The organism is Sphingobium phenoxybenzoativorans, assembly GCF_001757355.1.
Classification (GTDB): Bacteria; Pseudomonadota; Alphaproteobacteria; order Sphingomonadales; family Sphingomonadaceae; genus Sphingobium; species Sphingobium phenoxybenzoativorans.
Genome location: NZ_MINO01000002.1, coordinates 29,221 through 53,787, shown reverse-complemented (window position 1 = coordinate 53,787; position 24,567 = coordinate 29,221). Strand labels below are relative to the sequence as shown.

At 63.7% G+C, this 24,567-nt stretch carries 21 protein-coding genes and 1 tRNA gene; 15 read left to right on the top strand and 7 right to left on the bottom strand.

Annotation, left to right across the window (positions count from 1 at the left end; translation table 11 throughout):
• Nucleotides 1-12 precede the first annotated feature (12 nt).
• Nucleotides 13-351: a hypothetical protein gene (locus BHQ40_RS01665; RefSeq protein ID WP_246525025.1), complete on the bottom strand. Its 339-nt coding sequence runs from the start codon at nucleotides 349-351 to the stop codon at nucleotides 13-15.
• Between the two features lie 193 nt (nucleotides 352-544).
• Here BHQ40_RS01665 and BHQ40_RS01660 point away from each other — a divergent pair, with 193 nt between their 5' ends.
• From BHQ40_RS01660 to phoB, 7 genes are all read left to right on the top strand, one after another.
• Entirely contained in the window at nucleotides 545-1,789 is a 1,245-nt protein-coding gene (locus BHQ40_RS01660) for an ATP-binding protein (protein WP_070151528.1), read from the top strand.
• A gap of 131 nt (nucleotides 1,790-1,920) precedes the next feature.
• Nucleotides 1,921-2,970 carry a substrate-binding domain-containing protein gene (locus BHQ40_RS01655; protein ID WP_070151526.1) on the top strand — a complete coding sequence of 350 codons (1,050 nt, stop codon included), beginning with the start codon at nucleotides 1,921-1,923 and terminating at the stop codon, nucleotides 2,968-2,970.
• A gap of 37 nt (nucleotides 2,971-3,007) precedes the next feature.
• Nucleotides 3,008-4,390, top strand: coding sequence for a phosphate ABC transporter permease subunit PstC (gene pstC / locus BHQ40_RS01650; protein ID WP_070151524.1), 1,383 nt, complete (start codon nucleotides 3,008-3,010; stop codon nucleotides 4,388-4,390).
• 124 nt (nucleotides 4,391-4,514) lie between these two features.
• Nucleotides 4,515-5,768: a phosphate ABC transporter permease PstA gene (gene pstA, locus BHQ40_RS01645; protein ID WP_070151522.1), complete on the top strand. Its 1,254-nt coding sequence runs from the start codon at nucleotides 4,515-4,517 to the stop codon at nucleotides 5,766-5,768.
• A gap of 7 nt (nucleotides 5,769-5,775) precedes the next feature.
• Nucleotides 5,776-6,567: a phosphate ABC transporter ATP-binding protein PstB gene (gene pstB, locus BHQ40_RS01640; RefSeq protein ID WP_070151520.1), complete on the top strand. Its 792-nt coding sequence runs from the start codon at nucleotides 5,776-5,778 to the stop codon at nucleotides 6,565-6,567.
• An 18-nt stretch (nucleotides 6,568-6,585) separates the two neighbouring features.
• A complete protein-coding gene (gene phoU, locus BHQ40_RS01635) occupies nucleotides 6,586-7,278 on the top strand; it encodes a phosphate signaling complex protein PhoU (protein WP_070151518.1) in 693 nt (230 codons plus the stop codon).
• A gap of 10 nt (nucleotides 7,279-7,288) precedes the next feature.
• Nucleotides 7,289-7,987 carry a phosphate regulon transcriptional regulator PhoB gene (gene phoB, locus BHQ40_RS01630; protein WP_070151516.1) on the top strand — a complete coding sequence of 233 codons (699 nt, stop codon included), beginning with the start codon at nucleotides 7,289-7,291 and terminating at the stop codon, nucleotides 7,985-7,987.
• Nucleotides 7,988-8,270: 283 nt separating this feature from the next.
• Here the strand turns inward: phoB and BHQ40_RS01625 are convergent, their stop codons facing one another.
• On the bottom strand, nucleotides 8,271-8,699 hold the full coding sequence (locus BHQ40_RS01625; protein ID WP_070151514.1) for a hypothetical protein: 429 nt from the start codon (nucleotides 8,697-8,699) through the stop codon (nucleotides 8,271-8,273).
• A 198-nt stretch (nucleotides 8,700-8,897) separates the two neighbouring features.
• Nucleotides 8,898-11,171, bottom strand: coding sequence for a glycoside hydrolase family 3 N-terminal domain-containing protein (locus BHQ40_RS01620; RefSeq protein WP_070151512.1), 2,274 nt, complete (start codon nucleotides 11,169-11,171; stop codon nucleotides 8,898-8,900).
• Nucleotides 11,172-11,421: 250 nt separating this feature from the next.
• Between BHQ40_RS01620 and BHQ40_RS01615 the strand changes: the two genes are divergently transcribed.
• A complete protein-coding gene (locus BHQ40_RS01615; RefSeq protein ID WP_070151510.1) occupies nucleotides 11,422-12,207 on the top strand; it encodes a SapC family protein in 786 nt (261 codons plus the stop codon).
• A 238-nt stretch (nucleotides 12,208-12,445) separates the two neighbouring features.
• Here the strand turns inward: BHQ40_RS01615 and BHQ40_RS01610 are convergent, their stop codons facing one another.
• A complete protein-coding gene (locus BHQ40_RS01610; RefSeq protein ID WP_253183220.1) occupies nucleotides 12,446-13,345 on the bottom strand; it encodes an N-formylglutamate amidohydrolase in 900 nt (299 codons plus the stop codon).
• Between the two features lie 223 nt (nucleotides 13,346-13,568).
• Here BHQ40_RS01610 and cpdR point away from each other — a divergent pair, with 223 nt between their 5' ends.
• A complete protein-coding gene (gene cpdR / locus BHQ40_RS01605) occupies nucleotides 13,569-13,946 on the top strand; it encodes a cell cycle two-component system response regulator CpdR (protein ID WP_070151508.1) in 378 nt (125 codons plus the stop codon).
• A 143-nt stretch (nucleotides 13,947-14,089) separates the two neighbouring features.
• Here the strand turns inward: cpdR and BHQ40_RS01600 are convergent, their stop codons facing one another.
• Nucleotides 14,090-15,412, bottom strand: a complete 1,323-nt coding sequence (locus BHQ40_RS01600) for a dicarboxylate/amino acid:cation symporter (protein ID WP_070151506.1) — start codon at nucleotides 15,410-15,412, stop codon at nucleotides 14,090-14,092.
• A gap of 124 nt (nucleotides 15,413-15,536) precedes the next feature.
• On the opposite strand from BHQ40_RS01600, the gene BHQ40_RS01595 reads away from it, so the two are divergent.
• Together BHQ40_RS01595 and BHQ40_RS26010 are read left to right on the top strand one after the other, a co-directional pair.
• Nucleotides 15,537-15,611, top strand: a tRNA-Val gene (locus BHQ40_RS01595).
• 161 nt (nucleotides 15,612-15,772) lie between these two features.
• The gene (locus BHQ40_RS26010) at nucleotides 15,773-15,934 is read left to right on the top strand and encodes a hypothetical protein (RefSeq protein WP_171905729.1); all 162 of its coding nucleotides are present in this window, start codon (nucleotides 15,773-15,775) and stop codon (nucleotides 15,932-15,934) included.
• 49 nt (nucleotides 15,935-15,983) lie between these two features.
• Here BHQ40_RS26010 and BHQ40_RS01590 read toward each other — a convergent pair whose 3' ends face one another.
• Nucleotides 15,984-16,757: an NUDIX hydrolase gene (locus tag BHQ40_RS01590; protein ID WP_070151504.1), complete on the bottom strand. Its 774-nt coding sequence runs from the start codon at nucleotides 16,755-16,757 to the stop codon at nucleotides 15,984-15,986.
• A gap of 223 nt (nucleotides 16,758-16,980) precedes the next feature.
• Here BHQ40_RS01590 and BHQ40_RS01585 point away from each other — a divergent pair, with 223 nt between their 5' ends.
• The 3 genes from BHQ40_RS01585 (at nucleotide 16,981) to BHQ40_RS01575 (ending at nucleotide 21,824) form a co-directional block, all read left to right on the top strand.
• A complete protein-coding gene (locus BHQ40_RS01585) occupies nucleotides 16,981-17,436 on the top strand; it encodes a PilZ domain-containing protein (protein ID WP_070151502.1) in 456 nt (151 codons plus the stop codon).
• A gap of 138 nt (nucleotides 17,437-17,574) precedes the next feature.
• Nucleotides 17,575-19,353: a LysR family transcriptional regulator gene (locus BHQ40_RS01580; RefSeq protein WP_070151500.1), complete on the top strand. Its 1,779-nt coding sequence runs from the start codon at nucleotides 17,575-17,577 to the stop codon at nucleotides 19,351-19,353.
• A gap of 320 nt (nucleotides 19,354-19,673) precedes the next feature.
• Nucleotides 19,674-21,824, top strand: a complete 2,151-nt coding sequence (locus BHQ40_RS01575) for a TonB-dependent receptor (protein ID WP_070151497.1) — start codon at nucleotides 19,674-19,676, stop codon at nucleotides 21,822-21,824.
• Between the two features lie 670 nt (nucleotides 21,825-22,494).
• On the opposite strand, the gene bla is transcribed toward BHQ40_RS01575, so the two are convergent.
• Entirely contained in the window at nucleotides 22,495-23,454 is a 960-nt protein-coding gene (gene bla, locus BHQ40_RS01570) for a class A beta-lactamase (protein WP_083276636.1), read from the bottom strand.
• Between the two features lie 135 nt (nucleotides 23,455-23,589).
• On the opposite strand from bla, the gene BHQ40_RS01565 reads away from it, so the two are divergent.
• A complete protein-coding gene (locus BHQ40_RS01565) occupies nucleotides 23,590-24,525 on the top strand; it encodes a glutaminase (RefSeq protein ID WP_070151789.1) in 936 nt (311 codons plus the stop codon).
• Nucleotides 24,526-24,567 lie beyond the last annotated feature (42 nt).

The following is a 24,567-nucleotide window of genomic DNA, read 5'->3' as shown; positions in this document are numbered from 1 at the left end:
CCGCAACGATCCTCAGCGCGGCATCTGCAGGGATGCGTAGCAGGTGAAGCCGCTCGTCCCCGACTGCAACCGGCGGATATAGTTCAGATAGGCCTGATTTTGTTCATAGCTGGTGCCGGGAAGATGACGGCCGCGCAGCGCCGCCTTCACTTCCTCCCCCGTGAACGGACGTCCAGCGCCGGGCACGGCGCCCTGGGTTCCGGCGGGGACCAGCGATCCGTCAGGCGCGATATGCTGCCCGGAATGCGGTGGGTCGGGCACCGGGATGCGGCAGTTGAGTACGGATGCGGCCGTGCTCGCAAGCGCCGGACGGATCGATATGACGGCCGAAGCGGCCACCGCGCCACCCATCAGCAGGCGGCGGCGGGTCGGCGTGGCGAGGCTTTCACCCTCGGCGGAGGCGTTGTTCGCACCGCCTGACTTTCCGTCGATTTCGTCACTCATCCGATCACTATCCGCATATTCCCTTGCATGACGGTAAATTCACACAGGCCCTGCGCCATTGCCATCGCAGCAATAGCCTGAATAATCTACGACGATAACCATGAATCGCCTTTCCTCCACTCAGATCGCCGTCGCATTGGTCATCGTCCTGTCGGGCGCGGCCGCCACCATGCTGCTGGCTGGCGGCGGATGGGAGGGTGCGCTGGTGTCGGCCGCCGCAGGGCTGCTGGCGATGGTCGTGCTGGCGGACAGGGCGCCGCCGCCGACCGCCGCCGTGATAGGCGAACCTGCGCCGGTCCATGACGACATATTGCGCAATCCGGACTTTGACGGGCTGCTGGAAGCGGTGTCGGAACCGATGCTGGTGTCCTCAAGGGGCAAGGTGGTGCGCGCCAACCGCGCCGCCCTTCGCCTGCTCGGCGCGCATATCGTCGGGGAGGATGTGCGCATCGCCATCCGCCATCCCGCTGCGGCGGAACGGCTGGCCAGCACTGCGCCGATGGCCGAACCCGTGGCGATCAATCTGGTCGGGCTGGGCACGCGGGAACAGCATTGGGAAATGCGCATCGCTCCCCTCGCCAGCGACCCCGGAGAGGCGCGCAGGCTTGTCCACTTGAGCGACCGGTCGGGCACCCATGCGGCGGAAAAAATGCGCGTCGATTTCGTCGCCAACGCCAGCCACGAACTGCGCACGCCCCTCGCCGCAATCCTGGGTTTCGTCGAAACGCTGTCCGACCCCGCCACCGGCGCGGACGAGGAAACGCGCGGGCGATTCCTGAAGATCATGGAGGGCGAGGCGCGGCGGATGCAGCGTCTCGTCGATGATCTCATGTCGCTCTCCCGCATCGAGGCGGAGAAATATCGTCCGCCTGATTCCGCAGTGGACCTTGGCGGGCTGATCGCCGAAGTCGCCGATGTCTATCGTCAGAGCCATGGCGAACGCGGGCAGGATGTCGTTGCCGTCATCGACCCCAATGTCCGCGCGATCCTTGGCGACCGGGCGCAGATTTCGCAGCTTCTGCACAATCTGGTGGGCAATGCCGTCAAATATGGCCGCCCCGGAACGCCAATCACCGTCGGACTGTCGCAGGGCAGCGCGCATATGGTCCGCCTGACTGTCGCGGATGAGGGAGAAGGCATTGCGCCCGATCACCTGCCCCGCCTCACCGAGCGCTTCTATCGCGTCGATTCGGGCCGCAGCCGGGCGATGGGCGGCACAGGCCTTGGACTCGCCATCGTCAAACATGTCGTGGAGCGGCACCGCGGCCGCCTCGACATCGCCAGCGTCATGGGGAAAGGCACGACCGTGACGATCCTGCTGCCAGTCGCGGACAGCGAGGACTGAATTTTGTGATCGCAATGGCTTCCTTGGCCATTGTCATGAAAATGAAACCGAACTGTCACACTGGCGCGATGAAGCGCCGCTAGGGCCGCGCCAAGCCAGGCACCATATGGGCCAACGCAAGGAGAATTCCGGTGAAATATTCGCTTCTGATCGGCGTCGCCGCCCTTTCGCTTTCTGCCTGTGGAGATCAGGCTGGCGGCGGCGGTTCCGGCAGCGCCCGCGATCAGATTCGCGCGGTTGGATCGTCCACCGTCTATCCGTTCGCGACCGCGGTTGCGGAGCAATTCGTGAACGCCAATCCGGGCATGAAGTCGCCGATCATCGAATCGACCGGCACGGGCGGCGGCATGAAGCTGTTCTGCGCTGGCGTCGGCGCGCAATATCCCGACATTGAGGACGCATCGCGCCGCATCAAGAAAAGCGAGTTCGAGCTGTGCCAGAAGAATGGCGTCAAGGAGATCATCGAGATCCAGGTCGGCGTTGACGGCCTCGCTTTCGCCGAATCGAAAAAAGGCCCCGGCATGAAGCTGACGCCGGTGATGATCTACAAGGCGCTGGCCGATAATCCGTTCGGCAAGGGCAAGAACAAGACCGAAACGTGGAAAGATGTTGATCCGTCGCTTCCTGCGATCCCCATCTCCGTATTCGGCCCGCCATCCACCAGCGGCACCCGCGATTCGCTTGCCGAGCTGGTCCTGACCAAGGGCTGCGAGAGCGACCCGGCGATGGAAGAGCTGAAAAAGAAGAATGAGGATGAGTTCAAAGCGACCTGCACCCGCGTCCGCGAGGACGGCAAATATGTCGACTCTGGCGAGAACGACAATCTGATCGTGCAGAAGCTGGGCGCCAATCCCAATGCCGTCGGCATCTTCGGCTACAGCTTCCTTGAGGAAAACAAGGACACGCTGAACGATATTCCGCTGAACGGTGTGCAGGCGACGTACGAAACCGTGTCGACCGGCCAGTATCCGGGCGCGCGTCCGCTCTACATCTATGTGAAGAAGGCGCATATCGCCGCCATTCCGGGCCTGAAAGCCTATCTGGAAGCCTTCGCGGCGGGATGGGAGCCGGGCGGTTACCTGACCAAGCGCGGCATGGTTGCCTCGCCGGACGATGTGCGCAAGGCGAGCGCCGAGGCCGTGAAGAACCTGACCGTGCTGGACGGCGCAAGCCTGAAATAAGCCGCGTGCCTACCGGAAAACAGAACAGGGTCGCCGCGTGACAGGTCCAGCCATTTTCATGCTCCTGCTGGGGCTCGCCGTCGTCGCGTGGGTCGTTGCCCGCGCACGGGCGACGCGCCTGCAGACGGCGGCCCCGAAGGGCGCGATGCACAGCCTGCCATCCTATCATGGCTGGTATGTCGCCCTATGGGCGCTGCTCCCCGCCTGCCTGTTCCTGGCGGTATGGACCAATGTGATGCCGGGTCTGGTGACTGGCAGCGTCCTGGAAAATCCGGCGGCGAGCGCGCTGCCTGAAGACTCCTTCTCGCGCGGCGCGATCCTGGCCGAGGCGCGCGCCATCGCACAAGGCAAGCAGGCGGCCGCCTTCAATCCCCTCGCCCAGCCGCTGGTGCAGCCTTACCGTGACGCGCAGTCGCGTTTCGCCACCGGCGGCGTGATCCTCTCGCTGATCCTGGCCTTCGCCGGGGCCGCCTACGCCTTTACACGCATGCGGACGGACTTCCGCGCCCGCACCCGTGTCGAGCGGCTGGTCATGGGCACGCTGCTGCTCGCTTCGCTGATCGCCATCATCACCACGGTCGGTATCGTCGCCTCGCTGTTGTGGGAATCGCTGCGCTTCTTCTCGATGGTGAACCCGATCGACTTCCTGTTCGGCACCAAATGGAGTCCGCAGTCGGCGGCGCTTGGCTATGGCAATGATGATGCGTTCGGGGCCGTGCCGCTTTTCTGGGGTACGATCTTCATCGGCGCGATCATCGCCATGGCGGTCGCCATCCCGCTGGGTCTGATGAGCGCGATCTACCTCACCCAATATGCCAGTTCCACTACCCGCAAGTGGATGAAGCCGATCCTTGAGGTGCTGGCCGGTGTTCCGACCGTGGTCTATGGCTATTTCGCCGCGCTCACCATTGCGCCGGCCCTACGCGATCTGGCCGTCGGCGTCGGCATTCACGGCGCATCGTCGGAAAGCGCGCTGGCGGCGGGCCTGGTCATGGGCGTGATGATCATTCCCTTCGTCTCCTCCATGGCCGACGACAGCATCGCCGCCGTACCGCAGGCGATGCGCGACGGCAGCCTGGCGATGGGCGCGACCACCAGCGAGACGATCAAGCGCGTGCTCATCCCCGCCGCCCTTCCCGGCGTTGTCGGCGGCGTACTGCTGGCCGTCAGCCGCGCGATCGGCGAAACCATGATCGTGGTGATGGCCGCGGGCCTTGCCGCAAATCTGACCCTCAATCCCTTCTCCAGCGTGACCACGGTCACCACCCAGATCGTCCAGCTCCTCACCGGCGATCAGGAGTTTGACAGCGCCAAGACGCTCGCCGCCTTCGCGCTTGGCCTGGTGCTGTTCATCGTCACCCTGCTGCTCAACATCGTCGCGCTGCGGGTCGTGAAGAAATACCGGGAGGCCTACGAATGAGCCCCGATAGTAGGAAACCGTTCGGGCTGAGCTTGTCGAAGCCCTCCCCTGAGCGAAGCGAAGTGCCTTCACTTCGTTCAGGAGACCCCTTCGACTTCGCTCAGGGTGAACGGAGGCTGGTATCATGACGACACGAAACCCGACCGATTGGAAGTCGGATGTCATGCGCCGCCGCATCGCGCGCCGCTATGGCGCGGAACGGCGCTTCCGCCTGCTTGGCCTTGCCGCAGTGCTGGTGTCCGCCGGCTTCCTGGCTTTCCTGCTGATCAGCATGGTCGGCAACGGCATCCGCGGTTTCACCCGCACTGAAATCCTCGTGCCCATCGACTTCAGCACCGCGCCCATGGTTGTCGACCCGGCAACGCTGAAGGGCGCGAATGCGGACCAGGCGCTCGCCAATGCCGGTTTGCCCAACGTCACGAACCTTGCGGCCATCGCCGCATTCGGACCGAAGGGAGACGAGTTGCTTTCGCCCAACGCCTGGCTGACCGTGCGCGACGCGATCAAGGCGGACCCGTCGATCCTGGGCAAAAAGGAAACGCTTGCCCTCCCCTCCTCCACCGCCATCGACCTCGCCGCAAAGAGCAAGGGTTCGCCGGAGGCCGAAGCCGCCTATGCGAAACTGGCTCAGGCAAATGCCGTTTCTACGGGCTTCAACGCATCCTTCCTGACCGCCAGCGACGCCACCGATCCGACGCAGGTCGGCATCTGGGGCGCGTTCAAAGGATCGCTGCTTACCATGCTGGTGACATTGGCGCTCAGTTTCCCAGTGGGCGTCGCGACGGCGCTCTACCTTGAAGAATATGCGCCAAAGACCTGGTGGACCGACATTATCGAGGTGTCGATCAATAATCTGGCGGCGGTGCCCTCGATCATCTTCGGCCTGCTTGGCCTGTCCATCTTCCTCAACCTGCTCGACTTCCCGCGCTCGGCCGCGCTGGTCGGCGGCATGACGCTGGCGCTGATGACCATGCCCGTCATCGTCATCGCCGGGCGCAACGCCATCAAGGCGGTGCCGCCCAGCATCCGCGACGCAGCGCTCGGCGTCGGCGCAAGCCCCGTGCAGGTGGTGTTCCACCATGTCCTGCCGCTCGCCCTGCCCGGCATCCTGACCGGCACGATCATCGGCATGGCGCGCGCGCTCGGCGAAACGGCGCCGCTGCTGATGATCGGCATGCGCGCCTTCATCGCGACGCCGCCGGGCGGCGTGACCGATCCCGCCACCGTGCTGCCGGTGCAGATCTTCCTCTGGTCCGATGAAGTCTCCAAGGGCTTCGTCGAAAAGACCTCGGCGGCGATCATCGTCCTTCTGGCTTTCCTGCTCGCGATGAACGGGTTGGCCATCTATCTTCGCAACAAATTCGAAAAGCGCTGGTGACACCCCTATGCTGACCCCGGAACAAGAGGCGCTCAAGCCAAACAACCCGAAGATGACGGCGCGCGACGTCAACGTCTTTTACGGGCAGAAGCAGGCGATCAAGCAGGTGTCGATCGATGTCGACATGGACAATGTGACCGCCTTCATCGGTCCGTCGGGCTGCGGCAAGTCCACTTTCCTGCGGACCATGAACCGCATGAACGACACGGTCGCCAGTGCTCGGGTCGAGGGCGAGATCACGCTGGACGGCGACAATATCTACTCGCCGTCGATGGACGTGGTGCAACTGCGCGCCCGCGTCGGCATGGTGTTCCAGAAGCCGAACCCCTTCCCGAAGTCGATCTACGAGAATATCGCCTACGGCCCGCGCATCCACGGCCTCGCCAGCGCCAAGGCCGATATGGACGTGATCGTCGAAAAATCGCTGCGTCGCGCAGGCCTGTGGGACGAGGTGAAGGACCGCCTGCATGACAGCGGCACCGCACTGTCCGGCGGCCAGCAGCAGCGCCTGTGCATCGGCCGCGCCATCGCGGTCGAGCCGGAAGTCATCCTGATGGATGAACCCTGCTCGGCGCTGGACCCCATCGCCACCGCCAAGATCGAGGAGCTGATCCACGAACTGCGCGGCCGCTACGCCATCGTTATCGTCACCCATAATATGCAGCAGGCTGCGCGCGTGTCGCAACGCACCGCCTTTTTCCACCTCGGCACTCTGGTCGAATATGGGGTGACTTCCGATATCTTCACCAATCCGCGTCAGGAACGGACGAAGGATTATATCACCGGGCGCTACGGCTAACGGCGAGAGGAACAGATTATGGCTGAACATACCGTCAAGGCATTCGACGAGGATATCGACAAGCTCCGCGGCCTGATCGCCGAAATGGGCGGCCGCGCGGAATCCGCGCTCGAAGATGCGATGATCGCCCTCGTGCGCGAGGACAAGAAGCTGGCGGCGCAGGTCGTTGCCGGCGACCAGCGGATCGACGAACTGGAATCGGAGGTCGAAAAGCTCGCCATCCAGACCATTGCGCTGCGCGCCCCTATGGCGAATGACCTGCGCGAAGTGATCGCCGCGCTCAAGATCGTCGGCGTGGTGGAGCGCATCGGCGACTATGCCAAGAACATCGCCAAGCGGGTTCCGCTGGTCGCGGTCAACAAGCGCACGCTGGAGCCCGTATCGCTGCTGCCGTCGATGGCGCAGATCGCGGGCGAGATGGTGCATGACGCGCTCAACGCCTTTTCCGCGCGCGATGCTGATCTGGCGCTGGCCGTCGTCAACCGCGATACGGTGGTCGACGATTTCTACAACAGCATCTTCCGTACGCTGGTGACGTTCATGGTGGAAAATCCCAAGACGATCACTGAATGCGCGCACCTGCTGTTCATCGCCAAGAATATCGAACGGATCGGCGACCATGCGACCAATGTCGCGGAGATGGTCTACTATGCCGCCACGGGCCAGTATCTGCCCGATCGTGAGCGCGGCGATACCACTGAGATAAGCTGAGGAATATCGCATGGCACGCGCCAAGATGTTGCTGGTGGAAGATGATGCGGCGCTCGCAGAGCTTCTGATCTGGCATTTCAAGCGGGAGGACTTCGATGTCGCCCATACCGTCGACGGTGAGGAGGCGCTGATCCTGGCGCAGGAGGACACGCCCGACATCGTCCTGCTCGACTGGATGGTCGAAAGCCTGTCCGGCATAGAGGTATGCCGCCGCCTGCGCCGCATGAACGGCACGGCGAACGTCCCCATCATCATGCTCACCGCGCGCGGCGAGGAGGAGGACCGGGTGCGCGGGCTGGAAACCGGCGCCGACGATTATGTTACCAAGCCCTTCTCTCCGCGCGAACTGGTCGCCCGCGTAGGCGCCGTGCTGCGCCGCGTGCGCCCTGCGCTCGCTGGCGAAACGCTATCCTTTGCCGATGTCGAGATGGATACGGTCGGGCACAAGGTCCGCCGCGCCGGACAGACCGTTTCGCTCGGCCCCACGGAATTCCGCCTGCTCAAGCATTTCCTGGAGCATCCGGGCTGGGTATTTTCCCGCGAACGGTTGCTCGACAGCGTCTGGGGTCAGGACAGCGACATCGAACTGCGCACCGTGGACGTTCACATCCGCCGTCTGCGCAAGGCGATCAACGCCCAGGGCGGCCAGGACATCATCCGCACCGTCCGCTCGGCTGGCTATGCGCTGGACACCGACATCGCGGGCTGAGCGTCAGGTCAGCGCGTCATAACAATCCGTTCGGGCTGAGCCTGTCGAAGCTTCGAACGAGTCACGTGCCTCGTTCGAACCTGAGCAACTGCTACAAGCAGGCAGTCGAAGGGGGCTGTCCTTCTTAGCCGAAAACGCAGCGTGCTCCTGCGAAAGCAGGAGCCCAGTTCGGAGCGAGGGACTGGGCTCCTGCCTTCGCAGGAGCACGCTGCGGCCTGAAGCCAAAGAAGGACAGCCCTTCGACAGGCTCAGGGCAAACGGATTGTCGGGAACTTACCCCGCCCTACTTCAACAAAATCCCGCTGACCGACCCATTCCGCACCGAACAGACAAAGGGCACATGTCCGTCGCCCGTATCCACATGGCCCTCGACCTCCCAGCCCGTCGCCATCGTGCGCGCCAGGGGCTTGCCGATCAGTTTCGATCCCCGGCCAGCCTCGCTCACCGCGTCCGCGCCACAGGCATCGGCCGCCTGCTTCGCCGTGCGGATGGAGCCATAGCCCGGCGAGGCATAAGGCGTCCGCTTGGCTTCCCGCTCGGCCTGCCGGTCGCTGGATACATCGCTCAGGATCGCCGCGTTTACCGCGTCCCGCGTACGGATGCCGCTGCCGCCATCGGGGCCTGCGCCGCCATATTGGGCCATTGCCGGCGCACCGGTCACCAGCACGGCCGCCACGGCGCCAAGGGCCTTCATCCGAATCGTGATCCGCATCGCATCATCCTCCCTGATTGCGGCCTAGATAGACCGATTTGCGCGATTGCGCCATCGATCACCTCCGCCATACCGTTAACCAAACCCGATCTTGCAAACCCACCTCCGTTCGCTTCGAGCGCAGTCGAGAAGCCTTGCGCACCCACTTCTCGACTGCGCTCAAAGCGAACGGAGGGCGTGCGTAACTCGATATATGCCTTACCCCCGCTTCTGCTCCGCGGCGTAAAGCGTGAAAGTCGCGTGCAGACCATTGGCTGAAGATTGCCCCAACCAGACGTCGAAATCACCCGGCTCCGCAATCGTCTTGCTACCCCGCCCCACAAATTCCAGATTCTTGCGGGACAGGGAGAAGCGCACCTCCGCGCTCTCGCCCGGCGCGAGCGTATAGCGGCGCACGCCCTTCAATTCCCGGATCGGGCGGGTGCGGCTCGCCACCTTGTCGCGGATATAGAGCTGCACGACCTCGCTGCCGGTCACGGACCCTTCGTTGGTCAACCGCGCCCGCACCTCGATCGCGCCGTCCCATCGCAGCGCCGTGTCGCTGAGCTTCAGGTCGGACAACGTCATCTGCGCATAACTCAGGCCATGGCCGAAGGGGAAACGGGCGCTGTTGTCTGTCGTACGGAAACGCGCCTTATATTCGGCATTGCCGCCGCTCACCATCGGCCGGCCGGTGCTCTTGCGGTCGTAGAAGAAAGGCTCCTGTCCCGATTCCCAAGGGAAGCTGACCGGCAGCTTGGCCGATGGGTTGACCGCGCCGAACAGCACATCGGCAATGCCGTTGCCCGTCTCGCTGCCCAGAAACCATGTCGCCAGGATCGCCGAGGCGTTGGCGACCGTGTCATGCAGAGCCAGCGCCCGTCCGTGGCGCAGCAGGATGATGGTCGGCTTGCCGGTGGCGGCAATGGCGTCGGCCAGCGCCTGCTGCACCGGCGGAACCTCGATCGTCGTGCGCGACTGCGCTTCTCCGGACATGTCCTGCCCCTCGCCCAGCGTCAGGATGACGACATCTGCCGCCTTCGCCGCCTCTACCGCCTTGGCGATGCCATCGGGCAGGATGGTTTCGACCTCGCACCCACGCGATATCGACAAGCGCGACGGGTCGGCCAGCGCTGCGCGAATGCCCGACGCGACATCCACCACCTGCGTCCTGTCGCCATAGAAGGCCCAGGGACCGAGCAGATTGTCCCTGTCCTCCGCGAATGGGCCGATCAGCGCGATCCGGCTGGCGCCGTCGCGTGCCAACGGCAGGATGCCGTCATTCTGGAGCAGCACGATGGACCGCGCCGCCGCTTCCCGCGCCAGCGCCCTCTTGTCGCTGGTGCCGATGCGTGCGACGGCCGCCTTGGGGTCCAGCGAGCGATAGGGATTGTCCAGCAGGCCGATCGCTGTCTTCACATAGAGGATTCGGCGCACCGCGACGTCCAACGTCTCCACCGGCACCGCGCCGGACTGCACCAGTTCGGGCAGATAGCGGATGTAGAGGCCGCTCTGCATGCTCATGTCCACCCCGGCCAGCACGGCGAGGCGCGTCGCTTCCCGATCATCGGCGGCGTAGCCGTGCGCCACCAGTTCCTCGTCGGCGGTGTAGTCGGAAAAGACAAAACCCCGGAAACCCAGTTCCGTACGCAGCATGTCGGTCAGCAGCGTTCCGTCGGCCGTCGCGGGCACGCCGTTAATCTCGTTGAACGCCGCCATGACGGACATCACCCCGGCATCGATCGACGCGGTGAAGGGCGGCAAATGCGTCTCGCGCAGGCTTTCGTCGGAAATATCGACATTGCCATATTCCAGCCCCGCCGCGACCGCACCATAGGCCAGGAAATGCTTGGCGCAGGCGAGCAGGCTGTCGTCGCGCCGCAGGTTCCTCCCCTGAAAGCCGCGCACGCGGGCGGCCGCGAACAACTGGCCGAGATAGACGTCCTCTCCCGATCCCTCGACCACTCGGCCCCACCGCTGATCACGCGCGACATCGACCATCGGCGCGAAGGTCAGGTGAAGCCCGGCGGCGGTCGCTTCCTCGGCGGCAGCGCGCGCCGTCTTTTCGGCAAGAGAAGGATCGAAACTCGCCGCCTCCGCAAGGGGCACCGGGAAGATGGTGCGCAGGCCGTGGATCACATCACCCGCGAACAGGATGGGTATGCCCATTCGGGTTTCCTTGACGGCGATGTCCTGCGCCCGGCGCGCGCCCTCCACACCGATGCCATTGAACAGGCAGCCGACATGCCCCTTGCGGATTTCCGCCGCCAGCCGCCGCTCATCCTGAATGCCAACCTGCGGGTTGGGCTGGTTGAAGGGACGGAAGCTGTCCGCGAAGCAGCTCATCTGCCCCGCCTTCTCCTCCACCGTCATGCGGGCGATCAGGGCGTCGACGCGCGCAACATCATCGGCCGCCAGCGCACGGCCGGCATGCCCCAACAAAAAGGCGCCGGAAGCGGCGCCGACCAGGATTTCGCGGCGATTGAAAGGCATGGGACGCGGATATAGGGCATCGGCCGATGAATGGAACCTGATCGGGGTATAAGATAGGGAGCAGCAAGGCAGGGGAAAGACCGGGCAACAGAGCGGACGCGAAAAGCGGATATGCGGCCCGCAATCCTGCCCCACCCCGGTAACAAATCGCCCCGGCGACAAAGCGATTGAGTTTCCCTTATCCTGCCTTTACTGCCCTGACCCCATCTATCCTTGGCGCAATGGCGCCTTCGCCCTACGGAGTTTCACGATGGCCAGTGCGCCCAGCAATTCGCTGCCGATTTTCTACAACGACCTGATCCCGCTCAACAGCCAGGATCATGCCGATTACCGCACCCGCGCCGCCGACAGCGCGCCCTTCCTGGCGTCCCAGCATGCCGTGCCGTTGACCGTCGATGAATTTGTTGTGGCGCAGCGCTTCCTGCCGATCATCTTTTCGTCCGGCCCGGACCCTGTGCCTCTGGCGCTGATGGGTCTGAACGAAGGCGTCAACATCTTCCTCGAGGATGACGGCCGTCTGCGCGGCCGCGCCTATGTTCCCGCCTATGTCCGCCGCTACCCCTGGCTGCTGGCGAAGCTGCGTCCGGACAGCGATGAAATGTCGCTCTGCTTCGATCCCACCAGCGAGCTGATCGGCGATTATCCCGATGGCGACAGGCTGATCGAGGACGGCCAGCCCTCCGAAGTCACCAAGAACATCCTCAGCTTCTGTGAGGAGTTTGAGCAGGCGGCGCAGCGCACCGGCCAGTTCGTCAAGGATCTGAAGGAGCTGGACCTGCTGATGGAAGGCGAGGTCAGCATTCAGGCGCCTGACCGTGAACAGCCCTTCGTCTATCGCGGTTTCCAGATGGTCAATGAGGAAAAGCTGCGCGACATGCGCGGCGATCAGCTTCGCAAGATCATGCAGAATGGCATGCTGCCGCTGCTTCACGCCCACCTGTTTTCGCTGCAATTGATGCGCGAATTGTTCCAGCAACAGATCGAACAGGGCAAAATGCCTGATGTTACGGTCCTGTCACAACCGGCGGAAGCCTAAGCTTTCAAGGGGTTTGTGCGATTAATTCGCACAAACCCAACCGGAATAGTCCTTTCGGTGCTTGAAACCGGAGGGACTCTATCTTAAATCCTGAATTGCAACGCACCTGCCCCCCTTTCGGGTGTGTTGCATGGGCGTCTCCCCCTTTGGAGACGTCTCCTCCCTGAACCTTGGCCACCCCATGCTTGCATGGGGTGGTTTTTTATGGATGGGAACCCGGCGGCGCTTTGCCTACCCCTTACTCCGCCGCCTGGGCAAAGGCTCCGGGCAACTCGATGCCCAGCGCCTCGGCAAGCTCCACCATCACGCCCTGCATGCGCGCAAGGCCATGTCCCGGCCGGTCAAGGGCGGTGTCGAGGTACAGGCTCCGGTCAACCTCCACCTGCAGGGCATGGAACCCCGCTTCGGGCTTTCCATGCCGCTCCAGCAGGTAATTCCCCGGATAGGGATGGTTCTGCGCGCTCGCCATCCCATGCCCTTCGCAAAGGTCGGCCGCCAGCGCCACCAGGCGAGTCGACGCGCTGCGCCCGAACCGGTCGCCCAGAACGATGCCCGGTGGCCTGACCCCGGTGGTGAGCGGCGGCATCGAATGGATGTCCAGCAATATGGCGTGGCCATGCGCGTCGCGGGCGCGGCGCATCATGCCCGCCAGCGCCTCATGATAAGGCCGATGAAGAAACGCGATCCGCCCGGAAAGCTCCACCCAGTCGACAGGCAGCGTCCACAGGTCGCCAATACCCTGCAGCCGCCGGGGCACCAGGCCCAGCCCGCCACGCATCTTGGCGCTGGTCATCAGCGGCTGATTCCGGGGCAGGCCGCGCACCATCGCCGGGTCAATCTCCCGCTCGTCGCGATTGAGGTCGATAACGGCGCGCGGCGTCCGGGCGATCATCACGCTATATCCCAGCGCGATCAGCCGATGGGCGAGCAGGTCCGCATAACGATCCTCCAGCCGCCGCAGGCCCGCGACGCCGCATCGCGCATTGGCCAGCAATGTCGGCGTATAGTTACGCCCGGCATGGGGCACGGAAATGACCACCGGGCTGCGCGGCATATCGGGACCATAACGGTCATAGGCGGGCGTGCGCTCGACCGGCGGACTGGAAGGCTGCATCTCCGGTGTGGGCGCGGCGGGCATTTTTGTGCGGAAAGCCTTTCGAATGGCTGGAAAATATTAAAGCCTTGTCGCATAAGGTTGCCGGAATTGTCACCCCCATGCTTGGAGAGTCGTGGTGTGGTGGCATTTTTGGTGATTAAGGCGGCGCAAACTGGCGCCACAGGCCGGTATCATTTGGGAAGGTGGCAGCCGGCGGATTCTCGGAAATCCGCCATCATGGGCGTGAACAAGGGGTAGCGACGCGATGGTCCGGATTTTGCTGGCGGAAGACGATGACGCGATGCGCCAATATCTTTCGCGCGCTCTGGAAAAGTCCGGTTATGAGGTTGTCGCCGTGGATCGCGGCACCGCCGCTGTTCCGCTGATCGAATCGGACCGCTTCGACCTGCTGCTGACCGATATCGTCATGCCGGAGATGGACGGGATCGAACTCGCCCAGCACGCCGCCAGCGTCGCGCCGGAAATGCGCGTCATGTTCATCACCGGATTCGCGGCCGTCACGCTGAAGGCCGGCAAGGCCGTTCCGCAGGCCAAGGTGCTGTCAAAGCCCTTCCACCTGCGCGACCTGGTGTTTGAGGTCGACCGGATGTTCGACACCACCGCCGCCAGCGAACTGAACTGAGCGGAAGCCCACGCCCCAATCCTTTTGGGCGAGGCGTTTTCTAAAAGCAGCGTGCTCCTGCGAAAGCAGGAGTCCAGTCCCACGGCCCGCACTGGGTTCCTGCCTTCGCAGGAACCCGCTTCCAAATCACGGCAGACCCCCGCTCAAATCACCCGCTGCATATCCGGCGTCGCGGGCAGCGGCTGCCCCGCCATCGCCGCGTTCAACCGTTCGCGGTCCAGGCCGCCCTCCCATGCGGACACGACGACCGTCGCCACCGCATTGCCGATGAAGTTGGTCAGGCTGCGGCATTCGCTCATGAACCGGTCGACGCCCAATATCAGCGCCATGCCCGCGACCGGCACGGACGGCACGATGGACAGGGTCGCCGCCAGCGTGATGAACCCTGCGCCGGTGACGCCCGCCGCGCCCTTCGAACTGATCATCGCCACCAGCAGCAGCAGCAACTGCTCCTCGAAAGACAGATGCACATTGGTCGCCTGCGCGATGAACAGCGCGGCCAGCGTCATGTAGATATTGGTCCCGTCCAGATTGAAGGAATAGCCCGTCGGCACCACCAGCCCGACGATCGACTTGCGGCACCCGGCCCGCTCCATCTTCTCGATCAGGCTGGGCAGCGCCGCCTCCGACGAGGACGTGCCAAGCACCAGCAACAGCTCCGCCTTCAGATAGCGGATGAGTTTCAGGATATTGAACCCGGCGAACCACGCCACCGCGCCCAGCACGACCAGTATGAAGATCAGGGAGGTGAGATAGAATGTCGCGACCAGCCCCGCCAGATTGGCCAGCGTCCCGACCCCATATTTGCCGATGGTGAAGGCCATAGCGCCAAATGCGCCGATCGGCGCCGCCTTCATCAGGATGGAAACCAGCCGGAAGATCGCATGGCTGGCCGCCTGCAGCACGTCCATCAGCGGCTTGCCTCTGTCCCCGATCAGGGTCATCGCAATGCCGAACAGGATGGCGACGAACAGCGTCTGCAGGATGTTATCCTCCGCCACTGCCGATACCAGCGTGTCGGGAATGATGTTCAGCAGGAAATCGATCAGCGTCCGGTCATGCGCCTTGGTCGCGAAGTCGGCCACCTTGCTGCCATCGAGCGTGTTTGGATCGATGTTCAGACCCTCCCCCGGCCGCACCACATTGGCGACGACCAGGCCGACGAACAGCGCCAGTGTGGAGAAGGTCAGGAAATAGGCGAAGGCTTTCGCCGCCACCCGGCCGATCGTCCCCAGCCCCTGCATCCCGGCAATTCCGGTCACGATCGTCAGGAAGATGACAGGCGCGATGATCATCTTCACCAGTTTGATGAAGGCGTCGCCCAGCGGCTTCAGCGCTGCCCCGGTTTCCGGCCAGAAATGCCCCACAGCCACGCCCAGAGCGATCGCCGTCAGCACCTGAACATAGAGATGCCGGTAGAATGGCGCAGGCGCAGGCGGCGGCTGGTCGGTCAGACTTGGCTGCATGAATGATTTCCCCTTTGATGAAGCAGCTTATGAGGGTTGGCGGCGCTGTCCAGCGTCTTGCGCCAAATTATCGCGATTCCCGCTTGCGCGCCCTGCGGACCCCCGCTAATGGCTCCCTTCCCGTGGGCGTGTAGCTCAGTGGTAGAGCACTGTGTTGACATCGCAGGGGTCGCAAGTTCAATCCTTGCCACGCCCACCACGAAAAGCCCGCTGAGCCGCATGGTTCAGCGGGCTTTTTGCTTGCCACGCGCCGCAGAGTGGCATCCGGACATCTCTTTCCGGTCATGTTGATCCATATCAAGGCCTGTCGTTTCGCATATGCTATAGTCGCGCTTTCCGCCTTCGACGGGAGCGAGAGTCATGAACAGGAACGATGACGCAGCGTTTTACCGCAACCGGGAGATGCAGGAAATGCGCTCATCCGAACTCGCGGCCGATCCGCATATATGCCGGCTGCATTGGGAGATGGCGCAGCGCTATGGGTTCCTGGCGCGGCAGGCGGAAGCCTTGGCCCAGAACTGACGCCCAGGACTGAAGCTTAGATTGGCCTAGAACGGAATGTCGATCAGCCCTAGCCCCTGAACGCGGTTTCCAGGGCCTCATGGGTTACGGGATAGCCCATGCCTTCAGGAATGCAGAGGCTGGGGCGTCCGTCCCGATCCTCTATCCAGGGCGTTACTTTCTCCACCGGATAGCGGCTGGCGTGTGACACCGCCTGATCGAAGGACTGGAACGGAGCCAGCCGCTCCAGATTCCGCCGCGTGGGGAAAATGATCTTCACTTCGCCGCCGATATGGCGATCCAGCACATCCTGCGCGGTCGCCCAGAACAGATGGACATTCTCCGTGCTGTCCGGCGTCGGTTCCGGGCTGCCTTCCATCCAGCGGGCCAGGTAAAAACGGGTATCGAACACGCGCGGCGCGCCCTCTTTCACATTGGGATGCCATCGCGCGAACGGCACCAGCCTGTCCAGATCCAGCGCCAGCTCCGCCCCCGCAAGCAACGCGGCGAAGGGTTCGCCAGCCAGCATGGCCTCACGGATTTTGCCTGCGACGCCATGATCGGGCGCTTCCCGGAACCCGATGGCCAGCCCGCTTTCCTCCAGCGTCTCGCGGATTGCGCCGATCCGGGCGGCGGCTTCGTCCACCGCCAGCGCCGTGTCCATGGACGCCGCGAACGCAAAATCCTCCGCATCCACCGCACCGCCCGGAAAGACCAGCGCACCGGCGGCAAAGGCCATGCCGCTTGAGCGCTCCATGAACAGCAGCTCTGGAGCGGAGCCTGGCCTGTCGCGGAAAATGATCGTGGTTGCTGCCGGGCGTTCCTGGGGCGCGGGTTCGTTCATGGATAATCCTTAGAAGAAAAGAGGTCCGCTTGGAAATCCCCGAAACAGTCCCGCGAATCGGCGCATCGCGCGCGCCCGCCGGCCCCGGTAAAATCATCCTTCTGCGGCCCAGAGCAGCGCATTATGCGACATTAGTCTAAGTCCGCATGCTCCGGTTTCGGAGGGTAACCTTTTGTTAACCCGCCTGACCGCCTTGTTCCCGGCAGCAACGGAAGGTCGAATTATGTTCGTCGAGAACGGGACATCGCTGGCGCTGCCAACCGGGTTTGAAGCGAATGATGCTGCGCGTCTGGATCAGGCCGGGCTTGATGATGCGCACGCCGTTCGCCCGACCCGCGTCACCATCTCCGAACCGGCGCGGGTACGCATCGCCACATCGCTGATCCGGGTCCGCACGATCGACATTTCCTCTGCCGGCGCCAAGCTTGACCTATGCGCCGAAGTGGATTGCAGCAGCATTCTCAATCTGTTCACGCCCGGCACCATCATATTGCTGACCATCACCGGCATGGTCGAGCCTCGTCTCTGCCAGGTCCGCTGGCGCAGCGGGAGCAGGATCGGCGTGCAATTCGACACGCCCATTTTGCCCAAGGTGCTCGACTGCATCACCGACAATGCGGACAGCGACGACCGGACGAGCTGTATCCTGGAAGTCGGTTCGCCACAGGCTCCGCGCTGAACGCTTAGCCGCAAATCCGTCCATTATCGTTCCGCACCGGGCTGGTCTTTTCGCCGGTTGCGCCAAAGCGGTGCGCCGTCACGAGCGCTTCACCTTATGGGGATTAACCACAAAGCGTTTTTCGCGTATCGTTGCGCAATGACAACGCCTACCTTGCGGCAACTTGAAATCTTCGCGCAGATGGTCGCATCGGGCAATATTGCCGACTGCGCGCTGGCGCTCGGCATGGCGGAAGCGGCGGTCAAGAGCGAGTTGCGCGCGCTCCAGCATCGGCTGGGCCACCAATTGTTCGTCATTGAGGGCACGGATTTCACGTTGACCCCGATCGGCCAGAAGACGGTCGACGCCATGGCGCTTCTCACCGCGGGCGCATCTCCCCAGGAGGAAGCGGAAGCGCCCGCCCCGCAGGTGGAGGAGCCTGCCAGCGACGAAGCTGGCGTCGCGGAGATCGCAGCCGAGGAGACGGAGACCGCAGAGGCTGCGGCAGAGGAGACTGGGGCCGAGGATATTCCTGATCCAACGCCCACCGTGGCTGCGGAAATCGAACAGGAAATCCCCTCACAAGACGAAACCGCCGCGCCGGAGGTCATCACGGAGGATGAGGCGGACATCCCATATGCCGCAGATCCCGCTCCCTCGCTGGAGACAGTATCGGCGGAAAATGCCGATGCGCCTCAGGACCTTGAGGATGATCCGGCGGAGCAGGCGATATCCGCCCCTGTTCCCGACGAACAGCTTGAGACGGAACAGCCTACGCTCCTGGATGAAGCATCGGACATTCTGGAGCTTGCGGACTTTGCAGAACCGGAAGCTGCGCCCCTGCCGGCGCCCGCGGCGCTCGACGACATGCCTTCGCCTTCGACGCTGATCAAGGCCGCGCCGGCACTCGACGACATCGAATGGCCGCCACCCGTAAAGCGCATGTCATGGGTGACGGACGAGCCGCTCGAACTCACTGAACTTGCGCCAGAGCCAGTGCTCGAACTGTCGCCCGAACCGTTGGACGCCAGCGGCGGCATAGCGGAACCCATCGAGGAACCGGCATTGACGGAGGAGGCTCCGGTCCTTGCGGAAGAAGCGCTGGACGATTCGTCTCCGGCGCAGGATTCGGAAAAGGTCGTCCCGCTTCCCATCGTCAACACGCTCGCCGTGCGCGTCGTCTTTGCCGCGCCCGCCCCGGCGACGGTGCCGCCGCCGACGGTCATCTCCCTGTTCGCTGCCGTGCCCCTGCCTGTCCCGGCGAACGATCCCGAACCGGCCCCGCCCCTCGCCCCGGCGCCCGTCGTCGAGCTGAAACATGCCCAGCAGCAAGTGACGCTTGCCGCACACCCCTCCGTATTCGGGCATTTTCAGGAAGCGCTGACCGCCTTCGAGCAGGCCAACCCGGATGTGGCGATCGCGCTGGAACTGGATGCCTTCACGGCCATGCGGGCTGAGCCACTGCTGGCGTCTGGAGAGGTCGATATCGTCTATTATTACGCGATGGGCGAACGCGAACGCTTCGAATCCCGCTATGTCTGGAGCGAGAGCCTTTCCATCTTCATCGGTGCAGCTCATCCCCTGGCGCAGCAGGAAACGATCACGGTGGAGGATCTGGTCGGGGTGCGGCCGGTGCTGCTCGGTTCGCGCAATCCCCTGCGGCCCATTCTCGACAACGCCATGATCCGTGGCGGCGTCGATCTGTGGCATCCCGCGCTTGAAACCGACAATCTCTACGACATCATGACTGCGGTACGCGATGGCGCCGGCTATTTCGCCGCCTTCGGGCTGCTGGCGCGCGATTTCGGCAAAATGCCCGGCATCCGCCGCCTGCCGCTCGTCGATCCCCTGCCACCCGTGGAAGTGCGCCAGGCGGTGCGGGAAGATATGCGCGACGATCCCGTCATATCGTCATTGGCGGAATATCTGTTCCGCTGATCGTGTGAGCCGGCGGCGAGGCTTTCCCCGTTAGCTGCAGCGTGCTCCTGCGAAGGCGGAGACCAGACTTTCCCGGCCGTGCTCCTGCGCAGGCAGGAGTCCAGTTCAGACGGTGGGACTGGGCTCCTGCCTTCGCAGGAGCACGGCATGCGGCGAACCGCCGAAAAACACACATCTCGCCCCCTTTTTCCTACTACACCCCCACAGCACAAAAACCACATCTCATCGCCAAATCATACCGCATCGCACAACAGGGATTGATATGTTGTATCATCCTATTTAGGAGAAGCCATCCCCACCGAATCAGGATGTTATCCCCTATGCTTCGTTCGACAGTTCTCGCCGGTTCCGCCCTCTTCGCGCTTGCACTGTCACAACCCGCCCTTGCCGACGATGATACAGGCCAGGGGCGCGACGCCCATCATGATCAGCAATCCACCGACATTGTGATCACCGGCGTCATCCCGCGCAGTCAGAATGACATCCTGTCAGGCACCTCGGTCGTCACCGGCGCGGAACTGACGCGCGAGATGCGCCCGACAATCGGCGACACGCTCTCGCGGCAGGCAGGCGTCTCCTCCACCTCCTTCGGCCCCAACGCTTCCCGTCCCATCCTGCGCGGTTTTCAGGGCGAGCGCGTCCGCATCCTGACGGATGGCATCGGCAGCTTTGACGTCTCCAACACCTCGGTCGACCATGCCGTGGCGATCAACCCGCTGACGGCGGAGCGGATCGAGGTGCTGCGCGGACCGGCGGCCCTGCTCTACGGCTCCTCCGCGATCGGCGGTGTCGTCAACGTCATCGACAGCCGCATCCCCCGTCACGTCCCCGACGAACCGATCCATATCGATGGCATGGCCACCTACGGCTCCGCCGCCAATGAACGCACTGGCATGGGCAAGATCGAAGTGCCGATCGGCGACAAGATCGTCGTTCATGCCGACGGAAGCTGGACCAAGACCGGTAATCTCGACACCGGCAGCTATATCCTTTCCCCCAGCGCCCGCGCCGAAGCGGCGGCGAACGGTGACCCGGAGATTTCGGAATTGGCCGATCTGCGCGGCAAACTGCCCAACAGCGCGGCCAAGAGTTGGGAAGTGGCCGGGGGCATGGCCCTTATCACCGACACCGGCAATCTTGGTTTCTCGGTCAATCATATCGACAATTTCTACGGCGTGCCCGGCCGCTGGGATCTGGAGGATCACAGCGATCACGATCATGGTGATGAAGAGGAAGGCGACAGCCACGGCCATGAGGATGTCCGCCTCCACATGAAGCAGACCCGCGCCGATCTTCGCGGAGAGGTGCACACCGGCGGCGGCTTCCTTGATGCCATCCGTTTCCGCACCGGCTGGGCCGACTACCAGCATGAGGAAATCGAAAGCAGCGGCGAAGTCGGCACGACCTTCTACAACCAGTCCGTCGAATCCCGCCTGGAGCTGATCCAGTCGAAGGTCGGCGGCTGGGAGGGTGCGATTGGCGGCCAGTTCATGATCCGCGACTTCCACGTCATCGGCGAGGAGAAATTCCTGCCGAAGAATGAGACACAGCAATTCGGCATCTTCACACTGCAGTCGCTGGACCTTGGTGCAACCCGGCTGGAGGCTGGCGGCCGGTTCGAACACAGCATCCTGTCTGCCGATGCCGACGAGGATCTGGGCAATGACGCCTTCCACCGCACGTTCAACACCGTGTCCCTTTCGGCGGGCGCAAGCCATGAGATCGTTCCCGGCTGGCGCGTCGGCCTCAACCTTTCCCGCACGGAACGCGCGCCTTCTGCCGAGGAACTGTTCGCACGCGGCAATCATGCCGGAACGCAGGCGTTCGAGCTGGGCGATCCGGCCTTCGACAAGGAGCGCAGCTTGGGCGTAGAGGCCACCCTGCGCGGCAAGGGCGAGGGCTATACCTTCTCGCTCTCCGCCTATCACAACCGTTTCAAAAACTATATTTACGAGACGATGGTCGATGATGCCGCCTGCGAGGCGGTCAATGGCGGCGAGCATCTGGAATTTCCCTGCTTCCAGAATTTCCAGGCCAAGGCAAAATATTACGGCTTTGAGGCGGAAGGCTCGGTCAAGCTGGCCCAGCTTGGCGAATTCGCGCTTAACGCCGACGGCCTTGCCGATTATGTCCGCGCGACCGTCACTGGTTCCGGCCCCGCCCCACGCATCCCCCCGCTCCGCCTGCTCGGCGGCCTGGAATTACAGGGCGACCGGCTGAGCGCCCGCGCCGAGGTGGAGCACACATTCGACCAGAATCGCATCAACGCCAGCGAAACCCCCACCGACGGCTTCACGCTCGTTAATGCCAGCCTGTCCGTGAAGCCCTTCGCAAACAACAGCCAGACCAGCATCATCCTGTCGGCCAACAACATCTTCGACGTGGAGGCCCGCCGCCACGCCAGCTTCCTGAAGGACTTCGCCCCCCTCGCCGGCCGCGACATCCGCATCACCGCGCGGTTCGGGATATAGGGGACCGCCCGGCTCCTGTCCCTTGGACGAGGGATAGTCGTAGTACGCACTCTCCCGATCCCGTCACCCCGGGCTTGACCCGGGGTCCCGCTTTCTTGGGGCGCATGGCTAAGACACGGGGTGCCAAACTCCGATCTGTCAGTCGATCCTGACCGCCGCATCTGCTGAACTTTTGAAACCAGAAGTATAGCGGGACCCCGGGTCAAGCCCGGGGTGACGAAGGGCGGAACGGCAGCCGCCTGACTCATCCCCAATGATCCTGTCCTACGCGCCCCGTCCGATGCTACACCGCGCGCCCATCATGTTCGCGGAACGCCCGGACTATGCCCTCCCCATACGTCATGCCCGCGCAGGTCGAAGCGAGGCGCGCCCCCCCTGCTCCTGCGACCCGAAGGGCGGCGAAGCCAACGCAGGAGCACGGCCACATCCGACCAGAGCGCAACCAGGCTGCGACTGTATTGCGACCCAACCGGGACTCACATGCAACGCAGGTGAGACGCACATGAGACATGGATGCGACGCAGGTGAGACTCAGATGAGACGCACCTGCGACCTACATGCGACGCACATGAGACCAACATGCGACCTTTCTGCGACTTTCCCCGCAAAAACATCTCACAACCCGCAACTTCCGCAACTTCGACAGATCGGACAGCCCGGAAAACCCCGCTCAGCCGCCCCGGCCACGGTCGATCCGCACCAGCATGTCCATCACTGCGCGGGTCGCCTCCGCGATCGTCGCGTCGGCCTTGGCGTCCGGCACAGTCGGGCGGTCGAGATAGATGGCCAGCACATAATCATTGCCGCGTGGCGACCGCAGCACGGCGACATCGTTGAACGCCGTGCCGCACGAACCGGTCTTGTCTCCAGCTTTCCATCCGGCGGGCAACCCCGCCCGGATGCGCTTGCCGCCGGTCGTGCTGCCCTCCAGCCATCCGCGCAACTGCGCCGCCGCCGGAGCAGGCATGTCCTGGAACAGAAGGCGCGCCATCACCGTCGCCATCGCCGCCGGGCTGGTGGTGTCGCGCTCGTCGCCCAGCGCATTCTCGTTGAGCGCCGGCTCGGTGCGGTCAAGCCGCGTCACTTCGTCACCATGCTTGCGGAAGAAGGCGGTCAGCCCCTGCGGCCCGCCGACCAGCGGCAGCAGCAGGTTCGCGGCGCTGTTGTCGCTCACCTGAACCGCCGCCTTGGCCAGATCGGCTATCGGCATCCTGCCCTTCGCCAGATTGGCCTTCACCACCGGCGCATAGTCCAGCAGGTCGGTCTGCTTGATGGGCAGCGTGCCCTCCATGCCATATCGGTTCTGCTCCGCACCCATCAGTACGGCGGCGGCCAGCGGCGCCTTGAAAGTCGAGCACATGGCGAACCGCTCCTCACGGTTGAAGCCCAGCAGCATCGCGCCCTTGCTGTCGACCAGCGCGATGCCCAGCCGTCCGCCCGACGCTTCCTCGATCGCCGCGGGATCGCCGCCGGGCGCGGGTTGGGCCGGTTCCGGCACCGTCGTCGGCTCTGCCTCAGTGGACGGCTCTGCCTCGGTGGATGGCTCCGATCCGGGCTTCAACCCTTCCAGATATTCCAGCCTGAACGGCACATTTTGCGGTTCCGGGTCGGCGTGGACCGGCGCTGTCATCAAGACCAGCGATATCGAAAGAAGCGGACGAATATAGCGCATCCCCGGCTTATGGCGGGACGGAGGGGGAAAAGTCCATCGCTCTTGCATGGCTTTTCCTGTCCCACCGTCCCTGCGCCGCGCTATGCCATTGCCATGGACCTGACCCGAATCATCGAGACCATCGTTGGGCAGATGCGCGACGCCGATGATCGCGGCGCGGTCGCATCCTATATTCCCGAACTGGCCAAGATCGATCCGGCGCGTTTCGGCATAGCCATCGCCACCGCCGATGGCCGCATGGTGAAAGGCGGAGACGCCGACACCGGCTTCTCCCTCCAGTCCATTTCGAAAGTGTTCGCCCTCACCCTGGCTCTCGGCAAGGTCGGCGATCAGCTATGGAAACGGGTCGGCCGCGAACCCTCCGGCAGCGCATTCAACTCGATCGTCCAGCTCGAACGGGAGGCAGGCATTCCCCGTAACCCCTTCATAAATGCAGGGGCCATAGTTATTGCCGACATCAACCTCGCCGGTCATCGTCCGCGCGAAGCCATCGGCGAGCAGCTCCGTTTCCTCCATTATCTGACGGAGGATGACAGCATCGCCGTCGACAATGCCGTGGCGAAATCGGAAACGGAAACCGGCTTTCGCAACATTGCGCTGGCCAATTACATGCGCGCCTTCGGCAATATCACCCAGCCGGTCGACCTCGTGCTCGGCACCTATTTCCACCAGTGCGCGATCGAGATGAGCTGCAGCCAGCTAGCCCTCGCAGGCCGATTCTTGATGCTGGGCGGCGCGCATCCCGCCGGTGGCCGCGTCGTGTCGGAACGGCGGGCGCGGCGCATTTGCGCGCTGATGCTGACCTGCGGCCATTATGACGCATCGGGCGACTTCGCCTATCGCATCGGCATGCCGGGCAAGTCGGGCGTGGGCGGCGGCATCCTCGCCATCGTGCCCGGCGTCGCATCCATCGCCGTCTGGTCGCCGGGCCTCAACGAAACGGGCAATTCGCATCTGGGCACCGTCGCTCTGGAGCGCCTTGCCGACGCCACCGGCTGGTCGGTATTCAGCGCCCGCGCCTTTTCCTGATGCCTGGAGGTGCAGAGGTAAGGCCAGAGGTAAAGAACGCCC